Annotated in this window: 26 protein-coding genes; all 26 read right to left on the reverse strand. The window is 70.1% G+C overall.

Annotated elements, in window-relative coordinates; translation table 11 throughout:
* A partial coding sequence (locus Q8S38_RS07780) for a DNA circularization N-terminal domain-containing protein (protein ID WP_305679852.1) occupies positions 1–670 on the reverse strand: 670 nt, incomplete at its 3' end.
* Between the two features lie 28 nt (positions 671–698).
* On the reverse strand, positions 699–2,711 hold the full coding sequence (locus Q8S38_RS07785; RefSeq protein ID WP_305679853.1) for a phage tail tape measure protein: 2,013 nt from the start codon (positions 2,709–2,711) through the stop codon (positions 699–701).
* A gap of 188 nt (positions 2,712–2,899) precedes the next feature.
* Positions 2,900–3,322 carry a hypothetical protein gene (locus Q8S38_RS07790; protein ID WP_305679854.1) on the reverse strand — a complete coding sequence of 141 codons (423 nt, stop codon included), beginning with the start codon at positions 3,320–3,322 and terminating at the stop codon, positions 2,900–2,902.
* A complete protein-coding gene (locus Q8S38_RS07795; RefSeq protein WP_305679855.1) occupies positions 3,319–3,681 on the reverse strand; it encodes a phage tail tube protein in 363 nt (120 codons plus the stop codon). Before Q8S38_RS07795 ends, Q8S38_RS07790 begins: the two co-directional genes overlap by 4 nt.
* A gap of 47 nt (positions 3,682–3,728) precedes the next feature.
* Entirely contained in the window at positions 3,729–5,189 is a 1,461-nt protein-coding gene (locus tag Q8S38_RS07800; protein WP_305679856.1) for a phage tail sheath subtilisin-like domain-containing protein, read from the reverse strand.
* Between the two features lie 12 nt (positions 5,190–5,201).
* The gene (locus Q8S38_RS07805) at positions 5,202–5,390 is read right to left on the reverse strand and encodes a DUF2635 domain-containing protein (RefSeq protein WP_305679857.1); all 189 of its coding nucleotides are present in this window, start codon (positions 5,388–5,390) and stop codon (positions 5,202–5,204) included.
* Positions 5,387–5,965, reverse strand: a complete 579-nt coding sequence (locus Q8S38_RS07810; RefSeq protein WP_305679858.1) for a hypothetical protein — start codon at positions 5,963–5,965, stop codon at positions 5,387–5,389. Before Q8S38_RS07810 ends, Q8S38_RS07805 begins: the two co-directional genes overlap by 4 nt.
* The gene (locus Q8S38_RS07815; protein WP_305679859.1) at positions 5,962–6,387 is read right to left on the reverse strand and encodes a gp436 family protein; all 426 of its coding nucleotides are present in this window, start codon (positions 6,385–6,387) and stop codon (positions 5,962–5,964) included. Before Q8S38_RS07815 ends, Q8S38_RS07810 begins: the two co-directional genes overlap by 4 nt.
* A 108-nt stretch (positions 6,388–6,495) precedes the next feature.
* On the reverse strand, positions 6,496–6,672 hold the full coding sequence (locus Q8S38_RS07820) for a hypothetical protein (protein WP_305679860.1): 177 nt from the start codon (positions 6,670–6,672) through the stop codon (positions 6,496–6,498).
* Positions 6,673–6,761: 89 nt separating this feature from the next.
* Positions 6,762–7,724 carry a capsid protein gene (locus Q8S38_RS07825; RefSeq protein WP_305679861.1) on the reverse strand — a complete coding sequence of 321 codons (963 nt, stop codon included), beginning with the start codon at positions 7,722–7,724 and terminating at the stop codon, positions 6,762–6,764.
* Between the two features lie 82 nt (positions 7,725–7,806).
* Complete coding sequence (locus Q8S38_RS07830) at positions 7,807–8,181, reverse strand: capsid cement protein (RefSeq protein WP_305679862.1); 375 nt, start codon at positions 8,179–8,181, stop codon at positions 7,807–7,809.
* 1 nt (position 8,182) lies between these two features.
* A complete protein-coding gene (locus Q8S38_RS07835) occupies positions 8,183–9,304 on the reverse strand; it encodes a phage protease (protein ID WP_305679863.1) in 1,122 nt (373 codons plus the stop codon).
* Between the two features lie 102 nt (positions 9,305–9,406).
* A complete protein-coding gene (locus Q8S38_RS07840; protein ID WP_305679864.1) occupies positions 9,407–9,943 on the reverse strand; it encodes a phage virion morphogenesis protein in 537 nt (178 codons plus the stop codon).
* Positions 9,940–10,668 (reverse strand): phage head morphogenesis protein, encoded by a 729-nt coding sequence (locus Q8S38_RS07845; RefSeq protein WP_305679865.1) that lies wholly within the window; start codon positions 10,666–10,668, stop codon positions 9,940–9,942. Before Q8S38_RS07845 ends, Q8S38_RS07840 begins: the two co-directional genes overlap by 4 nt.
* A 150-nt stretch (positions 10,669–10,818) precedes the next feature.
* Complete coding sequence (locus Q8S38_RS07850) at positions 10,819–12,468, reverse strand: DUF935 domain-containing protein (RefSeq protein WP_305679866.1); 1,650 nt, start codon at positions 12,466–12,468, stop codon at positions 10,819–10,821.
* On the reverse strand, positions 12,468–14,111 hold the full coding sequence (locus tag Q8S38_RS07855) for a terminase large subunit domain-containing protein (protein ID WP_305679867.1): 1,644 nt from the start codon (positions 14,109–14,111) through the stop codon (positions 12,468–12,470). Before Q8S38_RS07855 ends, Q8S38_RS07850 begins: the two co-directional genes overlap by 1 nt.
* Positions 14,104–14,676 (reverse strand): phage protein Gp27 family protein, encoded by a 573-nt coding sequence (locus tag Q8S38_RS07860; RefSeq protein ID WP_305679868.1) that lies wholly within the window; start codon positions 14,674–14,676, stop codon positions 14,104–14,106. The genes Q8S38_RS07855 and Q8S38_RS07860 overlap by 8 nt, the downstream gene beginning before the upstream one ends.
* Complete coding sequence (locus Q8S38_RS07865; RefSeq protein WP_305679869.1) at positions 14,676–14,984, reverse strand: VpaChn25_0724 family phage protein; 309 nt, start codon at positions 14,982–14,984, stop codon at positions 14,676–14,678. Before Q8S38_RS07865 ends, Q8S38_RS07860 begins: the two co-directional genes overlap by 1 nt.
* A 10-nt stretch (positions 14,985–14,994) precedes the next feature.
* Entirely contained in the window at positions 14,995–15,408 is a 414-nt protein-coding gene (locus tag Q8S38_RS07870) for a hypothetical protein (RefSeq protein ID WP_305679870.1), read from the reverse strand.
* 16 nt (positions 15,409–15,424) lie between these two features.
* On the reverse strand, positions 15,425–15,967 hold the full coding sequence (locus Q8S38_RS07875; protein ID WP_305679871.1) for a hypothetical protein: 543 nt from the start codon (positions 15,965–15,967) through the stop codon (positions 15,425–15,427).
* A gap of 14 nt (positions 15,968–15,981) precedes the next feature.
* Positions 15,982–16,392: a hypothetical protein gene (locus tag Q8S38_RS07880; protein ID WP_305679872.1), complete on the reverse strand. Its 411-nt coding sequence runs from the start codon at positions 16,390–16,392 to the stop codon at positions 15,982–15,984.
* Positions 16,393–16,395: 3 nt separating this feature from the next.
* Positions 16,396–17,070, reverse strand: a complete 675-nt coding sequence (locus Q8S38_RS07885) for a peptidoglycan-binding protein (protein WP_305679873.1) — start codon at positions 17,068–17,070, stop codon at positions 16,396–16,398.
* 96 nt (positions 17,071–17,166) lie between these two features.
* A complete protein-coding gene (locus Q8S38_RS07890) occupies positions 17,167–17,538 on the reverse strand; it encodes a hypothetical protein (protein WP_305679874.1) in 372 nt (123 codons plus the stop codon).
* Entirely contained in the window at positions 17,535–17,777 is a 243-nt protein-coding gene (locus Q8S38_RS07895; RefSeq protein ID WP_305679875.1) for a hypothetical protein, read from the reverse strand. The genes Q8S38_RS07890 and Q8S38_RS07895 overlap by 4 nt, the downstream gene beginning before the upstream one ends.
* Positions 17,771–18,184: a regulatory protein GemA gene (locus tag Q8S38_RS07900; RefSeq protein WP_305679876.1), complete on the reverse strand. Its 414-nt coding sequence runs from the start codon at positions 18,182–18,184 to the stop codon at positions 17,771–17,773. Before Q8S38_RS07900 ends, Q8S38_RS07895 begins: the two co-directional genes overlap by 7 nt.
* Positions 18,181–18,399 carry a hypothetical protein gene (locus Q8S38_RS07905; protein WP_305679877.1) on the reverse strand — a complete coding sequence of 73 codons (219 nt, stop codon included), beginning with the start codon at positions 18,397–18,399 and terminating at the stop codon, positions 18,181–18,183. The genes Q8S38_RS07900 and Q8S38_RS07905 overlap by 4 nt, the downstream gene beginning before the upstream one ends.
* Positions 18,400–18,401 lie beyond the last annotated feature (2 nt).

An 18,401-nucleotide genomic window follows, 5' to 3' on the forward strand; every position in this document is an offset into this window, starting at 1 on the left:
CGAGCGCCGCGGCGGCATGTGCGCGGCCCGGCAGCGCGGTCGCGGCGGCCAGCGCCTGCCGCGCGCTCGCCAGGGAAGGCGCCAGCCGCGCCGAGCGCGGCGCGCGGCCGCTCCAGGCCTCGGCGATCGACAGGCTGGTGGCGACCGCGGCGACCGCCCGGCCCTGGATGGCGGCGGCGACCGGGGTGGCGCCGAGCGCGAATCGCGACAGCGCGGTCGCGGCCGTGCCCAGGCCCACCAGCGCCGACAGGGCGCCGGTGAAGGTGGCGACGACCGGCAGGCCGGGACCGACCGGGTCGAACTCGGCATCGATCCGGGCGACGCGCAGCTCCTTGACGTCGAACTCGATGCTGGCGGGGCGAAACAGCACGCAGCGGACCGGCCCCCACCAGGGATGGAGCAGCGTGGCCGGTCCGGCCTGGCGGAAGGCCGTATGCAGCGCCTTCGCCTGCTCGACATAGTCGTCGCCGATGACGAGGCCCGAGATCCGGAACGGGCCGTCGAGCGGGCCGGCATCGTCATGGGTCTTCAGGTCGAGCCCGGGGAAGAGCACCTGCTGGATCCGCCGGCCGACCGAATGCTGGGCGTTGACCATCCAGAAGCGCCGGCCACGCCAGGCCGCCGGCATCAGGCCGGGCAGCAGGCCGTCGGCGTCGTCGAACAGGCTCATCAGGCAGACCTTTCTTCGGACCGCATGGTCATGCTCTGCCCAGCATGCTGCCGCGGTTCGGCGTCACCGGCACGGCGGGGTTTTCCGACTGGACGTTGACGATGCGCGTGCCCTCGGCCGCCTCGACGACGATGCGCCCGCCGACCTGGACGTTGCTGTTGGCGGCCGGGCCGCCGGCGGTGCGGGTGAAGCCGGACTGGCCGCCGACGCCCCACGGCGCCGAGGTGGGATTGAAGCCGTCCATGGTGCCGGGGACGGATGTGCCGCCGGGGGCTGCGGGCTTGCTGCCGCCGAGCCAGTTGGGCAGCGTCGGCCATTTGATGACATTGGACAGGTCGATGCTGCCGATCGCCGCCAGGATGCGAGCGGGAATGCCCTGGATCCAGCCGAGCAACTCGCCGAACTTCGTCGTCATGCCGTCCCACAGGCTCTGGATGGCGGCCATGCCGGCCTGCTGCAGCGTGGACGCCAGCGGCGCGAAGGTCGCGACGATATAGGCCGGGAACTGCTGGAAGGAGGTGACGATCTCGGCCAGCTTGGCGGCGATCGCCGCCGTCACGCTGTCCCACAGCGCCGTGATCTGCGGAGCGACCGTCGACCAGTTCAGCCAGAGATAGGTGGCCGCGGCCGCCAGCGCGGCAAAACCGGCAACCGCGGCGCCGATCGGCGTGGCCAGCAGCAGCAGCGGAGACAGGATCAGGCCGAGCGTGCCGACCAGGGCCGAGAGCACCGGCGTCAGCACCGCGATGCCGGCGCCCAGCGCCAGCAGCCCGCCGGTCCAGGACAGCACGCCGTCGATCAGGCCCGGCCATTTGGCGTCGATCGCCGAGACCCATTGCAGCAGCGAGGTCAGCGCCCGGTTGGCCGCCGGCAGGTTGGAGGCGAAGGCGATTCCGATGCGGCGCATCGCCTGCGTGCCCAGCTCGCCGAACATCTGGAGGCTCTGGGCGAGCCCGCGCATGCGGCTGGAGAAGTCGTTGGCGATGACGTCGACGCCGGACGCCGCGATCTCCTTCCGGAACGCCAGATACTTCTCGCGGTTCTGCAGGAAGGGCAGGACGAAGCCGAGCACCTGCATGTCCGCATACAGCTTGCCGACCTTGGTGCCGGCGAGCAGCGTCTTGATCTGCTCCTCGCGCTGCTTGTCGCTGATGCCGGCCTTCTTCATGATCTTGTCGATCTCGGCCTGCTGCGGCGCGAGCTTGCTGGACATCTTCTCCAGCACGGCCTCGATCGGGTTGATGCCCTTGGCGGCGGCGTCCGTCATCACGCCGGTGACGTCGACCTTCAGCTCCTTCTCGAACTTCTTGATCGCCTCGGGCGCGTTGATCTTGGTCAGGAAGTTGGTGAGGTTCGTCGCCGCTTCCGAGGGGTTTGCCGTACCGAGCATGGCGATCTGCAGGGAGGCGCCCAGCGTCTCGACCGCCTCCATCCCAGTGATGCCGAACTTCGCCATCTGCGCGGTCAGGCCCGGAAACTCGGCCGCCATGTTCTTGAACTCGAAGCGGCCGAGCTTGCCGGCGGTGACGAGCTTGGCGAGCGCCGCTTCCATCTGGTCGGGGGCGACCTTCAGCGCGTCGCTCAGCGCGAACGCCGTCTTGGCGGTGTCCTCGATCGTGGCGTTGGCGGCGGTGGCGACGCGGCCGATCGTCGGCATCAGCTTGTCGATCAGCCCGGCATCCATGCCCGAGGCGACCAGCGTCTGCGCGCCCTTGGCGAGATCCATCGAGCGCTGGCCGGTCTCCAGGGCGAGCTTCTCATAGCGCTTGCCGATGTCGCCGATCATGGTCTCTACCGCGCCGCCGGTCTTGCCCGCGGTGATGGCGATGTCGCGCAGCTGCGCGTCCCAGGCGGCCGCCTGCTGGATCGGCGCCATGAAGGACAGGGCGGCGAGCGCCGAGCCGATCAGCCCGATGCGCCGGCCGAGATCCCCGATGCGGTTGGCGACGCCGGCGATGCCCCGCGTCATGCCCCGCAGCGGCGCCGTCAGCCGGTCGACCAGCTGGACGAGGACGGAGACCTTCATGTCGCGATTGGCCATCGTCTTTCGTCCTCGCCGGGTCTCAGCTCCTGGCGGCCTCGGCCGCCTCTTTCGCCCGGCGCTCCAGCTCGGCTGAGATGTTGAACCACCAGCGCAGTTCGGGGAGCGTCAGCCTTTCAGCCCGGTCGAAGCCGCCGCCATAGTAGCGGGCGACGGAGCCGACGATCAGGTGCCAGTCGTCGGGCCACTCACTCGTTGAGAAACGAGATCACGGCGGTGGCGGCCGTGACGTCCTTTGCCTTGAGCTGGTCGAACAGCGCGTCCATGCGCTGGGTCGAGATCTTCGCGGCGCGCGCCATCGCCACGATCGTCTGCTTCTCGGCCGGCGCCTGGGCGACGAGGCGCAGGTCGAGCCCGGTCATCTCGTGGAAGACGATCTCGTCGTAGCGCTCTTCCTTGGTTCCGCGCGCATTCTTCACCGTCAGCGTCACCGGCACGAGCAGCGGCAGCGTGATGGTGCCGTCCTCGTTGCGGACCGCGCGGGCGGGCAGCTTCGTCTTCTTGTCCTCGCCCTCGTCCTCGATGACGACGGCCGCGCCGGTCGCCGCCTGGGCGCCAGTGGCCTCGTCCTCGGTCTCGTCGATCACGAGCGTGCTGGGCTGCGGCTTCACGAGACGATCTCCTCGTAGTCGCCGGCCATCCATTTGAGCGGGATCTTTCCGCCCTCGCCGCCGGTCATCTCGCGGTTGTCGGTCAGGAAGGCGTCGGGGAAGGTGTAGGTCTGGCCGGTGTCGCACTGGACCTGCAGCTCTCCCTCTTCCGACGTGTAGAGGTCGGACATGCGCTGGCCGCGTTCGAGGTTGGTGACCGCTTCGATCTCCGAAGCCTCAAACTCCTGGGCGCGGCCGACCTTGCGGCCATAGACCACGCCGTTGTTCTTCATCCCGCCGAGCTTGAGCTTGGCGCCCTTCTCGACCGGGACGTTTCGTCCTTTCCAGACGATGTCGATGACACCGAGCGTCTGCGTCACGGGAAGCTCCTTTCAAGGCGCGTTGAAGCGCCGGTTGAGACGGCCTATCAGACCTCGAATTCCAGCCGCGACATCAGGTTCATCAGGTTGCCGATGACGATGACGGGCTGCTGGCTGTTCATGCGGTTGCGGTTGCTGACGTCGCGCTCGAAGACGCTGCGCGCGACCGTCTCGCTCGCCTTCTCGATCCAGGCCTGGCGCTCGTAGAGCTTGCAGCGCGCGCCCCAGCTGCCATGCATCCGGCGCGGCGTCGCCACCGCGTCGTTGTTGTTTGCGGCGACGCTGTCGTCGTCGGCGAGCTTGTGGCGCGGATAGACCTGGGTGACGTAGGCCGCCCAGTCGTAGCGGATCCGCGACATCGTCGCGGGGATCGTGATGTCGAGCCAGGCGTCGTCGAGCACGCCGAGCGAGGTCTGCTTGTAGGTCGTGATCACGCGCTCCAGCACCACGGTGCCGTCGTCCAGGCGCAACCAGGTCGAGATGCCTGCGCGCAGCAGGAGGTCGCGCTCGGTCTCGTCGAAGCAATCGACCTCGTCGGGCGCGGTCAGCCCCGGCAGTTCGAGCGAGCGCAGCTGGCGTGCAGGATCGTTGGTCAGGTGGAACATCGCGACGCCACCGGCTTTGGCCGCCCATTCCCAGGGCGCGTCATAGGCCCGCTTGGCGCCGATGATCGAGATAAGCGGCGAGTTGGTCAGGCCGCCCTTGGTGGTGAGCTGGCCATAGGTGCCGCGCGAGCCGACGAAGGCGCGTCCGTCCTTCTTGCCCATGGCGGTGAAGCGGGTGGCGAGCTCGTCCTGCAGGAGCTCCAGATTGGCTGCATCGTCCCAGGCAACGACGAAGTCGGTGAACCAGTCGTTGACGATCGCATCCAGCGCGTCCTGCAGGTCGGGATTGCCGGTGCCGGCGGTGCCGTCGGCGATCGCGATGGCGAGCGTGCCCGGCAGCACGTCCTCGGGCGTCTTGGCGGTGCGGACGTCGATATGGTTGCCAACCTCGCCGGCATGCTTGGCCGTCAGCGTCACGACGCCGACCGCTGCGGTCGCGACGACCGGCATGTCGGCATCGGCGTTGATGGCGGCAATCGCGGCCGCCGCATGCTGCGTCGGGGTCATCGACGCCGTCGCCTTGTAGCGGACGCGACGGTTCTTGACGTAGATCGGGATAGTCCCGCCGCCGGCGCCGGTGAAGGTCAGCGTCTTGGTCGCCTTGACGCCGGCGCCGTCATCGGCGAGCGCGAGCGCGAAGACCTGGTTCGTCTTGTTGGCCTTCTTCCAGGCCCGGACCATCTGCTGGCCGACCGAGCCCGCGCCAAACAGCACGGTGGCGTCCTCGGGCCGGGTGATCTCGTATTTCTGGCCGACGATTGCGGTCCCGCTCGCCAGCTTCTGCGTGATGATGATGGCCTTGGCGGGGAACGGGATCAGGCCTCGGCGGCGATAGTTCGGATGCACCTCGACATAGGTGCCAGGCGTGCGCCAGTCATACGGGATCTGGTCGAAATTGATCATCGCGGCCGCTCCTTACTTGGTTTCGCCCGGCGCTTTGGCCGGCTTGTCGGGCTTGGCCACGACGAGATCGCCATCGGCGAGGCGGCGGCGGATGAACCGGGTGTTCTCGGCATAGGCGCCCTCCGTCGGCCAGATCTCGCCGGTGTCCTCCTGGCGAACGGTCCGGCCCTCGGCGGCTTTCAGGAACTTGCGGTCGCTCATGTGGGCCTCACATCGTAGGGACCGTCGACGGCCTGGCCGGACGGCCAGGGTTCGAAGGTCGAGAGCATGGAGAGGAAGTCCGGCGCGGCGGCGTAATCGCCGGTGACGTCGCCGACGACGATCGTCGAGGCGAGGTCGAGCGTGGCGATCGCCATGTTCGCGTCGCTGTAGCCCTCGGCATAGGCCTGGGCGCAGGCCGTCACCGAGAAGGTGCCGAGATCTGGCTTCGTGAAGCCGTTCAGCAGCGCGATCGCGCCCGACATCGCCGGGAACAGGCCGGGGCCTCTGGCGTCGCCCATGAAGCGCTTGCCGGCGTCGAGCGGGTGCTTGACGACGATCGTGAGCCGCAGGCCCAGATTACCCTGGAAGCGCCGGCCGACCTTCTGGTCGGTCGGGTTGAACTGGCGCCAGCCCAGCGCGAGCAGCGGCGTCTTCCGCACGATCGCCTTGAACTCGTCGGCCGACATCGGGTCGGCGACGATGTGAAAGTCCCATTTCGCGGGCAGGAAGAACGTCTGCAGCCGCGCCTGGACGGCAGCAAAAGCCGCACCGACGGGATCGAGCGCGGCGGTCACAGCCCGTCCTCCCCGTGGCGGCCATACATGCGCTGGCGGTCCTGCGTCATCGCGGCCGAGGTCGCGACGATCGGCGTGGTGCCCTCCAGCGTGACGCTGCCGTCGGCGATCTTGGCGAGCCAGGCGATGGTGTCTTTGCGGCCTTCCTTGACCTGGTCGGGCGGCTCGCGATCGCCGCCGACGCTCAGCTCGTAGCGAGCCAGGATGCAGGAGGCCCGCGTGATGACCTGGGGGACGGGCGAGAGCGGAACGCCGTGGCGCTTGCGCAGATAGCTGTCGATGATGGCGTCGGCATCGGCGATCGCCTGCGCCACGGGGGCAGCGTTCACCGTCTCCGGCAGATCGCCGTCGACGGAGGAGAGCCGCAGCATCTCCGTCTCGCCGAAGCGGCCGATCATGTCCTGGGCGGTGGCGTAGGGCATCGTTGTTCCTGCCGGTGATGAAGGGCATCCCACCCTTCGGACGGTCCCACCCGCCTGTGCCCGGATCCGCCGGGGCGTCTCGTCTCAGTCGGCCTTGTCGGCGGCGAGCTACTTGGCCGGCTCTTTCGCGGGCTCCTTGGCGGGCTTGCCCTCGCCGAGCACGCCGGCGTCGACCAGGGCCTGCGCCTCGGCCTCATCGAGCGTGATCGCGGGCTTGCCCGCCGGGCCATATTCGGTGCCGTCATGCAGCAGGTTGGACAGGACGGGGTAGGTCTGCTTGGCCATGGTCGTGGTCCTTTCAAAGCCGCTTGAAGGCGCTCTCCGAAACCCCGCGCCGGGTGCGCGGGGCTGTGCGGTAAGGCCGGCGCCGCGCCTCAGGCGACGGCGTTCTGGATGAAGTAGGCGACGGCCGGCGCCGCGATGATCTCGCGGACGCGCTCGCCGACGCGGATCGCCGCGCCACCCTGCAGGCCGATATTGCTGTCGGGGATGCGCCCGGCGATGCGGGAGCCGTACTGGGCGGTGTAGCCGAAGGTCATGCCGGCATCGGGGCCGGCGACGCCGTTCTGGTACATCAGCGAGATGTGCTTGCCCCAGACCCGGTTCATCGTCGCCGCCTGGCCCTTGCGGGCGGTGTTGACGAAGGACGAGCCGACCAGGACCTCCTGCAGCTCGAACAGCTCGGCGACCTGCTCGCGCGTGGCGTTGCCGCGGTTGAGGTTGCCGCCCTTGACGGCGTTGACGATGTGGGGGTGCGAGCGCAGCCGCGTCCAGGCGAGCTGGCCAATGACCATCTTGTTGGGGCGCATCACCAGCGTGGCGTCGAGCGCGCCGTTGATCACGCCGATCGGGTCCGAATTGGCGATGTCGGAGAACTGCGACGTCCCCGACAGCGTGACCCGGTTGGCGGCGGCATAGGTGTTGAGGTTGAAGACGGTCGCGGCGACGCGGATCTCGCGGTCGAGCAGCACCAGGTCGGTCAGGACCTCGGTCGCCCGCGCCTCGGGGTCATAGGTCGAGAAGCCGGCCTCGCGCTGCTGGCGCGCCGCGTCGACGTCGGAATTGGGCACGAGATCGTCCAGGCCGTAATCGAGCACGGACGAGTCTTCCTCGGTCGCGCCGACCTCGATCTGGTTGGGGCGGCCCTTGCGGCCGACCAGCGTCGAGGGGACGGTGAAGGAATCCTCGACCGGGAACTTCAGCCATTTGAACTTCTCGCCGCCGACCGGCACGCGCGGCAGCACCATGTCGGCGATCAGGTTGACGTCGGGATTGGAGAACTTGATCGCGATCGCCGAGAGCGCGGCATCGACGACGAAGGGGCGGGTGGTCGACATGGGTGGCTCCAGAGTTGTCTCGAGGCGAAGCGTCGATCGGAGGATGTGGGGCCGGGGCGCCGGGCGGGCGCCCCGTTCAGGGTCAGCCCTGCATCAGGCAGGGCTGGACGAGCGCGGGAATGATGTCGCCGGCGACGCCCGATTCGAGCGCGAACGCGCCGATGCGGTTGTTGACGCCGGCGGAAGGAGCCGCCACGACCGCCGCGCCGGCGGCGTCCGAGGTCAGCGGCTGGCCGCGCGTCACCGTGCCGCCGAGCAGGATCTCGGTGATGCCGGCATGGACGACGTCGACCCGGCCGCCCGAGGCGCCGTCGAGCTTCTCGAACACGCCCAGGATCAGCGTCGTCGGGCCGGTGGCCTCGATCATGGCGCCGTCGGACGCGCCGGCGACGGCGAAGCGGCGGGCGCGGATCGCCGCACCGGCCACATAGGTCTTGATCAGCGTCGGCGAGTTCATCTCAGCGTCTCCCGGTGACATGCAGGATCGCGTCGGTGGACGAGATCACGGTTCCGTTCTTCTTCTGCTCGGCGATGTGCCGGTCGGCCGCGGCGATGACCTCGGCGGTGGTCGCGTGGAGCGAGAGCGCGCCGTCGGGCGGCGGCCGGCGCACGCCGCCGTCATGGATCGAGGGCAGCGCATCGACCTCCTTCTCGACGCCGGCGGGGTCCTTCTGGTGGCGGGCGACATAATGGTCGCGCATCGCCAGCAGCGGCTTGCCGCTGCGGATCGCGCCGTCGATGAAGGCCTCGGCCTTGTCGCGGGAGGTCGACTGCTCGAGCGCCGTCAGCCGGCTCTGCAGGGAGATGTTGGTCTGGCGCAGCTCGGCGGCGTCGCTGTCGCCGCGCGCCTGGAGGTGGGTCTCCAGATCCTTGGGCGACAGCTTGGCGAGATCGAGCCCAGCCGATTTGAAGTGAACCGAGATCGCGCCGAGCTTCGCGGCGTCGGCCGCCAGCGTCGTCACATGCGACACGAGGTCGAGCTGGCGAGCGTCGCCCTTCAGCCCCGCCGCATCGAGCAGCTTGTCCTGGGCGGCCGCGATCGCGGCGTGGCTGGTGACGGCGGTCAGCACGGCGTCTTCGGCCGCATCGGCCTTGAGGCCCAGCGCCGTGCGCAGCTTTGCGAGGAAATCCATGTCGGGCGTCCTTGAATGAAGGGTGGTCAGGGTGAGGTTGGGATCGTTGGTCAGCGCCGCGCGCAGGATCCTCACGACCTTGCCGCCGGCCGTCTCGCTGACGAAGACCGGCGAGATCCCGCGATATTCATGCTCCTCGACCAGGCGCTTGCCGGTCGCGGTCCAGTCGACCCGGCCCCAGAGCCCGTCGTCGCGCAGCTGCATCTCGACGATCCAGCCGCGCGCCGGCGCCGGGCGCCCCTCGGGCGCGGCCTTGTCGGTCGAATGGTTCTCGTCGATCGGCAGCTTCCCGGCGGCCATCGAGGCGGTGATGACGGCGGCTGCGTCCTGCAGCGTGAAGGGCCCGCGCCCGTCCACTCCGGAAAAAGTCCCGGCCGGCGTCAGGTGGACCCATTCGGGCGCCTGTCCGGCCGGGATCTGGAAGTGAAGGGAGGAAATCGTCGTCATCCCCGCCAATCTGGCGGGAGCGGCGCGCCGCAGACAGGCCCCGATCTCAGGGCCTCAGGGCATGGCGTGGGGGGGTCGGGGTCGCCGGCGGGGCGAAGCGCTTCAGCGCCGGCCACCCGATGATGCCCCGGAACCGACCGCGCGATCAAGGGCGCCCTCGACGACGTCCAGGATCATGACCTGGTCGTCGCGGGAGATGCCGAGATAGGGCCGCGCGGGAATGGTCACCGACGCGGTCTTGATCAGCCGGCCGCCCATCCGGAAGGCGAGCTTGCCGCCGCCCTTGGCCGTGATCACGCCGCCATACTGGTGGATGGCGCCGTAGATCTTGTTGGTGCCGACCTCGACCTGGTCGCGGCCGGCGCGCCGCGTGATCGAGCCCTGCAGGCCGCCGCGCATGCCGCTCTCGCGCAGGATGCCGGGCCCGCGCTTGGCCGAAGCGTAGAGCGGGTTCAGCGCCGCGAAGGCCGCGCCTTCGGGGTCCTGGCCGGCATCCATCCGGTCCTGCGTGCTCGCGACCAGCCCGGTGCCGATCGCGCCCATGATCGGCGTCGTGTCGGCGATCGCGCGCTCGAGCCGGCCGAAGGCGGCCCGCGCGTCGCTCCAGTCCATCCGGGTGATGAGGACGGCGCCGCTCATCCGCCAAGCCCGGGAACGGCGCCGGGGCTTGCGTTCTTCCACACCTTGCCGGGATTGTAGTCGAAGCCGGGATCGACGCCCTCGCTGCCCTTCAGGACCTCGCCGGTGCGCTTGTTGACGGTCGTGGTCGGGATCCGCTCCGGCGCGATGTCGACGCCGGTCCGGCCCTGGCGGCGCAGGCCGCCTTCTGAGACCGGCCGCACCCGGCAGCCGCAGCCCCAGCCATTGGGCGGATAGGCCCAGTCCCAGAAGGAATCGTCCGCGCGCAGCACGGTGCCGTTCCAGGCGAGATGCTGCTTGCGCGGGTGCCGGGCGCCGGAGTGGACATATTGCCAGTACGGGAAGGCGGCCAGCGTCTCGGGTTCCGTCTGCTGGACATAGCGCCCGGCCGAATAGGCCATCGAGAGATTGGTCTCGTAGATCACCCGCGCCCGCCAGCCCGGCTTGCCGACATGCTCCCAGCCATGCTTCTCGACGATCGCGTCGAAGCCCCGGCGGAACTCACTGAGCGTCGTGCCGGATTCGAGCGCGCGCATCACCTCGCGCCGGAAATCCTCGACCAGCGCATCGGTGGTGGCGCCGGCGACGGTGAAGGCCTTGGCGTTGGCCTTCTGCCAGACATCGGTCCAGGTCGTGGAGGTGACGGAGAGCTTCTCGCGCAGATAGGCGATGGCCTCGTCGAAGGGCAGATCGAGCGCGCGGGTGACGGTGGCGAAGTCGGTCATCGCGCCCTCCAGGGGCCGAGCCTCAGGGAAGCCCGTACAGGCCCGCGAGCGGCCGCCGCCCCCATGCTGCGGAAAATTCCTTGAAACCGTTTTTCAAACGGCGGGAGCGCGCGCAGGCGGCGTTCGCCCGCGTGGGCTCGCTGCCCGGCGTCACCCGGCATCGCGCTCGCCGCCCAGCTCGTCGAGAAGCGCCGCCCGGCCGCTGAGATGGGCGAGCGCCAGGCCCCGCCCCATCGCGTCGGCCAGCGCCCTGGGATCGAGGTTCATCCGCGACAGCCGGTCGGCGAGATCGTTGAGGTCGGCGGCTGCATCGAACGCCGCGCGGATCTGCGCGGTCAGCCCGCCCATCGCGCCGGCGGCGTCCTGCGCGAGCGCGGCGGTCAGCCCCTCGACCAGGTCGGGCTCGGGCGCGCTGGCATGGCGCGAGACGAGCTGGCGCATCAGGTCGAGCCCGGCCGGCGCGGCGGGCTTGGGCGCCGCGCCCAGTCCCGGCAAGGCGGGCTCGGGGGGCGGCGCAGGCTCGGGGGGCGGCGGCCGCCCGCCGATGATCTCGGGCTCCAGCCCGTCGGTCGTCTTGGCGGCAGGCTCCGAGAAGCCGAGCCGGTCGCGCATCTGGCTGGCCTCCACCCGCAGCCCGAGCGGGCCGAGCTTGTGCAGGGCGTCGACGACGTCCTTCAGCGGCACCTCGTCGGGCCGGCCGATCTTGAACTCGGGATAGGCCTGCTGCGGCCCGAAATTGAAGGCGATGATCTGGCGCACGAGCTGGCGCTTGATCGTGGTCGAGAGCATCCGCGCATCCGAGCGCTCGATGTCCTCCTGGACGAGGCGGTGCTCCTGGGCGACCGCATGCCCGCCGGAGACGGCATCCGTCGTCGTGGTCTGGCCGAGCACGAGCTTGGAGACCTGGCGGTCGAGCCAGTCGCAGCGGCGCTCATAGGCCTCGGCACCCTTGGCGGTGTCCTTGAGGCCGACGAACTCGATCTCCATGCCCTTGGGGATGATCGCCGCCGCGTCGCCGGCGATGTCGAAGACGGCGCGCGCCAGCACGGCCTTGTCGGCGTCGGTGGCGCTGGTGTCGTAGCGGCCGACCCGCATCGGCGCGCCGTAGTTCTGGACGAAGACCTGCCAGTCCCTGCTGGTGAAGGCCTTCATCATCCACGACCAGGCCGCGACCCGCGCCAGCCCCGAGCGGATGGTGAGCCCGCTCTTGGCCTTGTGGCGGTGGACCATGAACTTGTGCGGCGAGAGCGGCTGGCCGGTCGCGCCCTCGCGCAGCAGCGGCGTCTCGCCGTCGGCGCGGTCGAAGGTGAACCAGCGCTGCGGCCGGAAGTGCAGCGCCGCGGGCACGACCATGCGCGGCGTCGTCGACCATTCGATCTCGATGACGGAGAAGCCCTTGCCGATCGCGTCCAGCGCATCGAACAGCACGTCGTCGAGCACGCCCTCCTTCAGCCAGTCGCGGATGAAATCGGCATGGGCGACATGCTGCGCGTCGTCGCTGGCCGCCTCGACGGTCTGCGGCAGCTGCGTCACCGAACGCCGGCGCGTGCCGAGCACGGCGAGGTAGTGCGGGTCGCGCTCCTCGATGTCCTCGGCCAGCTCGAGCCAGGCCTGCGGCTCGCCCATGGCGGCGGCGCGATGGATCGCCGCCAGCCGCCAGGGCGTCAGGCCGTCGACATGCTGCACCGACGTCGCCTGCCGGTAGCCGTAGAGCTGGGGGGCCGCGACGGGATCGCCGAAGAGATGGTCGAGATCGACCCGCTCGCCATCGGGGCCGAGGATCTTGGAAAGCCGCGGCATCACAGGCGTCCTCGCAGAGAGGGAAGGAAGGCGCCCTGGGAGGCGTCGGCAAACGGGCTCATCCCCGCCTCCGCGCCGCCGGCGGGCCCGACGGGGGTGTAGCCATAGCTGGCGATCGGCTGGCGCGTGGCGCTGTAGGCCAGCACGATGGCGATGCCGGCGTCGCCATGGCGGGTTCCCCCGGCGGCGGCGGCTGTGCGCAGGCTGGGCAGCGTCGCGATGCCCCGCACGATCTTGAAGGCGCGCAGATCCGCCGCGATCTCGGCGTCGCGCGGCACGCTGATCATGTCGTCCTCGAAGGCCGCCTTCACCGGCGGCATCTCGACGCGATACCACTCGGTCGAGAACTTCACCCCGACCATGGCCTCGCCGAAGCGCTGCGTGCCCGATTCCGCCAGGCTCGCGCCGAGCCCCGTGGCGTCGGTGCGGCCGCCGATGAAGCGCGGCAGGCCGCGCACCACCGCGTCGCGGATCTGCTCCTGCTGCTGGAACGGCACGCGGGCGAGCTCGACGAGGAAGGGCACGGTGCGGCGCATCGTCCGGCCGATCTGCATGGGGCAGATCACCGACAGGTCGCGATAGCGGCCGATGTCCATGCCGAAGCCGGACTGCAGGGCGGGGTCGAGCGTGGTTCGCATGACCGGCGCCAGCTCGTCCTCGATCCAGCGCTGTACCTCGGCGCGGCGGACATGCTCGGCCTCCATGGTGAAGCTGTCGGGAAAGGAGAGCCGCAGCACCGGCGCGTCATGCATCCGCGCCTCGATCAGCGGGCCCGGCAGCCAGGCGCCGGAACCCTGGCTGGGGATGCAGTAGAGTTCCTCGTCGGCGGCCTCGCGATAATCGGCGATCAGCTTCTCGCGCCAGTCGGCCTCCTTCTCCGCCGACCACTCCCCGTGCTTGTGGGCGTTGATCAGGCACATGCGCTCGAACAGGCCGTCGCGCAGCGCGTCGTCGAGGTCGAAGCGCACCAGGCCGTAATTCGCGCGGCCGGCGCGGATGTCGGTGATGACCTGGTTGAAGGCGTTGTCGGCGCCGTTGTGGGTCGAGATCACCAGGACCTTGCCGCCCCACATCAGGAACGCCATGGCGGCCTTGAGCAGCTCGGGCAGGTTGTCGACGAAGGCGGCCTCGTCGAGGATCGCGAAGCCCTGGCGGCCACGCAGGCTGCGCGGCTTCGAGGACAGCGCCACGATCGAGAAGCCCGAGGCGAAGTCGATCTTCAGTGCCTTGATGCCGTTGTCGGAGCCGTCGTCGAACAGGGTCTCGCCGATGCCGCTGCAGACATGCTCGAGCAGCTGCGCCCAGTTGGCGGCCGCGTCGATGAACTCCTTCGCCATGTCGTGGCTGGTGCCCATGTAGAGCGTGTCCATGCCGCCGCCGCTGCGGGGCGCGGCCGAGCGCAGCACGGCGTCGGCCGCCGCGCCCCAGGTGGCGCCGGTGCGGCGGGACTTCTCGACGAAGACGACGTCGTACTGCTCGCAGGCGATCGCGATCGCGCGCTGGTAGCCGAGCAGCGGCGCGGCCTTCCGCCAGTCGGCCGAGGTGGCGCGGCCCTGGCGGTTGCGGATCGCGAGCCATTCGTCCCGCGTCGGCCGGGCGGCGACGTCGCTCGCCGCCGCCATCAGTATCCCGGCCTCAGCCATCGCGCTGGCCAAACAGCATGGCCTTGAAGGCCTGTTGAAGCTCCGGCGTCAGGGCGCCCGAGCCGCCATGCTTGGCGACGGCGGCCTCGGCCTCCTTCAGCGCGGCCGCGCGGGCCTTGTCGGCGGCGCGCTTCTCGATCGTGATGGTGCGGGCGACGTCGTCCTTCGAGGCCTTGCCGAGATGGTCCAGCGCCTTGGCGATCAGCATGACCTGCATCGGCTCCAGCGTGACGGGCTCGCCGTCCTCGCTCTGGGTCGAGAGCATGTCGAAGACGGCCTGGTGCATCAGCTCGATGTTGAGGCGGGTCGCCTTGTCGGGCTGCGCGTCGCCGAGCCGCCGGACGATGACGTCGGCGACGGCGCGGCTCTTGCGCAGGCGATCGGCGATCGCGTCGGCCTTCTGGAGATGGCGGTGCAGCGCCGTGCGCGAGGGCAGCGCGGCAACGTCGAGCTCGCGCAGCTTGCTGATGATCTCGTCGAGCGTGCGGCCCTGGTCGCGCAGGCGCCCGATCCAGTCGCGGACCTCGGGCTCCATCCGGTCGATCGAGGAAGGGCGCCTGGCCATCAGAATTTCGGCGAGGGCTGGTCGACGATCGGGTGCGGGCGGCCGCCGGCGACGTCCTGGCCGAGCCGGGTCAGCGTGGCCACCACGATCGTCTTCTGGCCGTGGCGCTCCTCGTCGCGCTGGATCAGGGCGTGCTGCTCGAGCATCACCAGATCGGCGGCGATCGTGTCGTCATAGACGCTGTGGCGCATCTGCCGGACGGCCTTGGTCAGCATGTTGGCCGAGAGCGCGTAGCCGTCCTGCTCGGAGAGCAGGCGCAGGATGACGAGGCGGCGGTCCCGGGCGAAGGTTTCGGCGAGCGAACTCATGGGCGCGTCCTCACGGGCTCTTCTCCAGCATGTGCTTCAGGATCAGGCCGAGCGTGGTGTCGATCTTGGTCACCGTCTTCTCGACGCCGCGGATCGTCTCGACGGAGGTGGCGACCTCCTTCTCGACCCGGCCGATGCGCTCGCCCAGCGCCTGGACCTCCTGGCGGTTGGGCAGCTGTCTGAGATCGCCCTCGATCTTGGCGACGCGCGTCTCGATCTGGCGCTCGTTGGCGACGACACGGTCCGACAGGTTCGCGATCGAGCCCTGCAGCACCTTGGTCTGGTCGTCGTGCTGCTGCTTGGTCGGGAACTGGCTGCGCAGATAGAACATGCCGACCAGCCCGGCCGTGCCCAGCGGGATCGACAGGATCCACCAGATGTCCTTGATCAGGGTGACCACATGGGTCCAGTCGAAGGCGTTCACGGCATAAGCTCCGGCGTCAGTCGGCGGTCTGCATCGGCGCGCCCTGCAGCGTCCCGGCCGGCCCGCCCGCCGGCAGCAGCGACCAGCCCTTGAGGTCGCTGACGGGCGCCGCCTGCTTCAGCTTGGCCAGCGCCAGGTTGATCAGGCGCGGATCGGCGGGGTTCAGGCCGAAATGCGCGACCGCATCGGCGGCGCCGGCCTGGGCGTGGCCGATGGTCGTGGCCAGCAGGCGCTGCTCGACCTCGGCGGGGGGCAGGCGCTCGCCCGCCCAGCTCCTCAGCCGGGCATAGGCGGCCTCGGCGCCGGTGGTCAGGGCCTGGTGGAGGGTGCGGCGGTGGCGCTCCTCCAGGTCCATCCTGAACCAGCGCCGGAAGCCCGCCGCGACCAGGCCGACGATCCCCAGGATCGTCCATTCCATCGCCATGTCCCACCAGGGCTTCAGGAGATCGAGCCAGCCGGGCGCGACCGCCTCGGCGGCAGAGGCGGGGGCGGCGCCGGCGATGAAGGCGAGAGGGAGACAGGCGACGACGAGGCCGGCAAAGACGATGCGAGGAAACATGGGGGGACCTTCTCTCAAGTGCCGCTCGGGGGAACCCAGATGCAGGGCGGGCGCCCGCCGGGCACGATCAGCGCGCCCGACAGCGACCCGCCGCTGCGGCAGACATGGAAGCGGCCATCCGGCGAGGGCCGGGCCGCGGCGTAGGGGACGATGGTGCCGTCGGAGAGCCGCCAGCCGCCGGGGCCGGCGACCGGGTCGGGCTCCCTGGCGTCGCGGCCGGTGCCGGTCGGCCAGCAGTCGCGGTCGGAGCAGCATTCCCAGGGGTAGAATTCATGGGCGCGGGCCGGCGAGAGCCAGATGACGAGCGCAGCGGCCATCACGAGGATGGCCACGAGCCAGAGCGGGGGAGCGCCGCACCCATCGCGATCATCGGCCGCCAGCTTGTCGGCAGCATCCTGCAGGAAGGAGCGATTGTCCTCGCCCATCGCTCAGGCCTCCCGCGCGGAGGCTTTGGCTGCAGCCTTGCGGATGGTCTCCGCCAGCGCCACCGTCACGATGTCGGTTTCCTTGCCCGTCAGCGTCGCGGAGGCGGCCTGCACGGCGGCGCGGGTCCGGGGGCCGAAATCGCCGTCGGGCTTGCCGGCCGAGAAGCCGAGCCGGTTGAGGTTGTCCTGCAGCGCCTTGACGGCATCGCCCCTGGAGCCCGGCACCAGGGTCGCCAGCTCGCGCGGCGTCGGCTGCGGCATCGGCGCATCCTTGACCGAATGAACGCCGGGATATGTCGCCCAGGGCAGCTGGAAGTGCGGCCCGTCGAAGAAGCTCGCCCAGTCGCCGCCCCATTCCAGCGGCACGCCCATCTCGCGGGCGGCGCGTTTGAACGCATCGGCGATCCGGTGATAGAGCGGCACCTCCCAGGAGACCCGCCCGCCGATCATCGCGACGACATCGATGGCGTGGCCGAGGCCGTTGGGCGCGGCGATGTGGCGCGACTTCAGCGTCCGCGAGGCGCCCTTCCTCACCAGCTCGCGCTGACGCGACAGGGTGCGCAGGCCCTCGGTGATCTGGAAGGGCTGCGCCGTGATCTCGGCGGCCCGCTTCACGACCTTGACGAGATCGGGGTGGACGCCTTCGAGGCGCTTCAGCGAAGCCTGGGTGAGCTGCATGGCGGATCTCCGGGGGGGACGCCGGACGCGTGGTCCGGAGGTTCGGCCGAAGATGCGCGGATGGGGCTGGAGCCAACAGGCCCCGAGACCGGGGCCTCAGCCCGTTCCGGCGAAGAGATCGAGCTGGGTGGAGGCCGGGCGCCCGTGGCGCTTGACGATGTCGTCGACCGTCGTCTCCGAACAGCCGGCGCGCAGCGCGATCTTCGGCCGGCTCAACCCCATCGCCTTGTAGCAGAGAACACGCCACTGCCGGCCGACGGGGAGCTTGATCCGGGTCCCGCCGTATTTCCTGCGCATCGCGGCCGCCGCGTCAAGCCCCACGATCTCCGCCAGCACCCGGCCCTCATCCGCTTCGGAGCAATAGACCCGCGTGCCGCCCTTGGCTTCCAGCAGGCGCAGCGCCGCCTCCTCGCCGATCAGATCGACGAGCGCGGCCACGTCCTCGGTCGCGGGCGGCAGCCTGTTCATCGGCGCGGGCGCCTCCGCCCGGCGACCATGTCGGCATCGAGCACGGTGACCAGCGCGTCGTCCTTGACGACGTAGCGCAGGCCGTCGGCGATGATGACGTAGTCGACGATGCCGGCGCGCTGCGCCCCCAGCCGCGCCCGCTCCAGCGAATGCGCCAGCGTGAGCCTGAGCGCCTCGATCTCGGCGGCGCCGGAGCGGTCGAGGAAACGCACCAGGGCATGGTCGGTGATCTTCAGCATGACGCGTCCGTTTCGCTGGTTTGGTTCACCCGGCGGTTCCAGGCCTTGAGCTGCTCGATCGCCTCGCGCGCCTGGGTCGGCTTGAGGAACTCCGGCGCCGAGACCTCGAAGCGGCGCTTGACCCAGGCCCGCAGCGCCTCGCGGTCCAGATGGCCGGCATGAAGCGCGCCCCAGAGCGCGTAGATCTTGCGGATGTCGGCGCGCTCGGCCGGCGGGCGCTTCGACTCGCGGGGCGCCCAGCCCAGCCGCCTGAACTCGGCGATGACGGCTGCCGCCGCCCGGTCCGACAGATCCTTCGCGCTCCCGACCTTGCCGACGCGCTGCAGCAAAGCGCGGTACTCCGCCTCCTGGAGCCCGAGCTCCTTGCGGGCGATGTGGATCTTGGCGAGCATGGCGGGGTGGCTCATCGCGTCATCCTCGCCAGGCCTGCGACCAGCTTCACGCGCTGGCAGGTGAGCTGCTTCAAACGGGTTTCAACGATCGTCGAACGGCGCGGCTTGACGCTGGCGATGACCGCCTTCAGCCGCTCGCGCTCGGCATCGAGCTTCGCCAGCTCGCCGCGCAGCAGCAGCGCCGAGATGGCGCCGGCGTCGGACGGGGCTGGGCGGTGAGCGCGCGGCATCA

Origin of the sequence: Allobosea sp. (assembly GCF_030695125.1) — a bacterium.
Classification (GTDB): Bacteria; Pseudomonadota; Alphaproteobacteria; order Rhizobiales; family Beijerinckiaceae; genus Allobosea.

What these genes read in the sequence shown, in the direction of transcription:
- Q8S38_RS07785 (WP_305679853.1), bottom strand. Translation starts at nt 2,711, where the DNA reads ATGGCCAATCGCGACATGAAGGTCTCCGTCCTCGTCCAGCTGGTCGAC.
- Q8S38_RS07800 (WP_305679856.1), bottom strand. Translation starts at nt 5,189, where the DNA reads ATGATCAATTTCGACCAGATCCCGTATGACTGGCGCACGCCTGGCACC.
- Q8S38_RS07805 (WP_305679857.1), bottom strand. Translation starts at nt 5,390, where the DNA reads ATGAGCGACCGCAAGTTCCTGAAAGCCGCCGAGGGCCGGACCGTTCGC.
- Q8S38_RS07815 (WP_305679859.1), bottom strand. Translation starts at nt 6,387, where the DNA reads ATGCCCTACGCCACCGCCCAGGACATGATCGGCCGCTTCGGCGAGACG.
- Q8S38_RS07820 (WP_305679860.1), bottom strand. Translation starts at nt 6,672, where the DNA reads ATGGCCAAGCAGACCTACCCCGTCCTGTCCAACCTGCTGCATGACGGC.
- Q8S38_RS07825 (WP_305679861.1), bottom strand. Translation starts at nt 7,724, where the DNA reads ATGTCGACCACCCGCCCCTTCGTCGTCGATGCCGCGCTCTCGGCGATC.
- Q8S38_RS07830 (WP_305679862.1), bottom strand. Translation starts at nt 8,181, where the DNA reads ATGAACTCGCCGACGCTGATCAAGACCTATGTGGCCGGTGCGGCGATC.
- Q8S38_RS07835 (WP_305679863.1), bottom strand. Translation starts at nt 9,304, where the DNA reads ATGACGACGATTTCCTCCCTTCACTTCCAGATCCCGGCCGGACAGGCG.
- Q8S38_RS07840 (WP_305679864.1), bottom strand. Translation starts at nt 9,943, where the DNA reads ATGAGCGGCGCCGTCCTCATCACCCGGATGGACTGGAGCGACGCGCGG.
- Q8S38_RS07845 (WP_305679865.1), bottom strand. Translation starts at nt 10,668, where the DNA reads ATGACCGACTTCGCCACCGTCACCCGCGCGCTCGATCTGCCCTTCGAC.
- Q8S38_RS07850 (WP_305679866.1), bottom strand. Translation starts at nt 12,468, where the DNA reads ATGCCGCGGCTTTCCAAGATCCTCGGCCCCGATGGCGAGCGGGTCGAT.
- Q8S38_RS07855 (WP_305679867.1), bottom strand. Translation starts at nt 14,111, where the DNA reads ATGGCTGAGGCCGGGATACTGATGGCGGCGGCGAGCGACGTCGCCGCC.
- Q8S38_RS07860 (WP_305679868.1), bottom strand. Translation starts at nt 14,676, where the DNA reads ATGGCCAGGCGCCCTTCCTCGATCGACCGGATGGAGCCCGAGGTCCGC.
- Q8S38_RS07865 (WP_305679869.1), bottom strand. Translation starts at nt 14,984, where the DNA reads ATGAGTTCGCTCGCCGAAACCTTCGCCCGGGACCGCCGCCTCGTCATC.
- Q8S38_RS07875 (WP_305679871.1), bottom strand. Translation starts at nt 15,967, where the DNA reads ATGTTTCCTCGCATCGTCTTTGCCGGCCTCGTCGTCGCCTGTCTCCCT.
- Q8S38_RS07880 (WP_305679872.1), bottom strand. Translation starts at nt 16,392, where the DNA reads ATGGGCGAGGACAATCGCTCCTTCCTGCAGGATGCTGCCGACAAGCTG.
- Q8S38_RS07885 (WP_305679873.1), bottom strand. Translation starts at nt 17,070, where the DNA reads ATGCAGCTCACCCAGGCTTCGCTGAAGCGCCTCGAAGGCGTCCACCCC.
- Q8S38_RS07890 (WP_305679874.1), bottom strand. Translation starts at nt 17,538, where the DNA reads ATGAACAGGCTGCCGCCCGCGACCGAGGACGTGGCCGCGCTCGTCGAT.
- Q8S38_RS07895 (WP_305679875.1), bottom strand. Translation starts at nt 17,777, where the DNA reads ATGCTGAAGATCACCGACCATGCCCTGGTGCGTTTCCTCGACCGCTCC.
- Q8S38_RS07900 (WP_305679876.1), bottom strand. Translation starts at nt 18,184, where the DNA reads ATGAGCCACCCCGCCATGCTCGCCAAGATCCACATCGCCCGCAAGGAG.
- Q8S38_RS07905 (WP_305679877.1), bottom strand. Translation starts at nt 18,399, where the DNA reads ATGCCGCGCGCTCACCGCCCAGCCCCGTCCGACGCCGGCGCCATCTCG.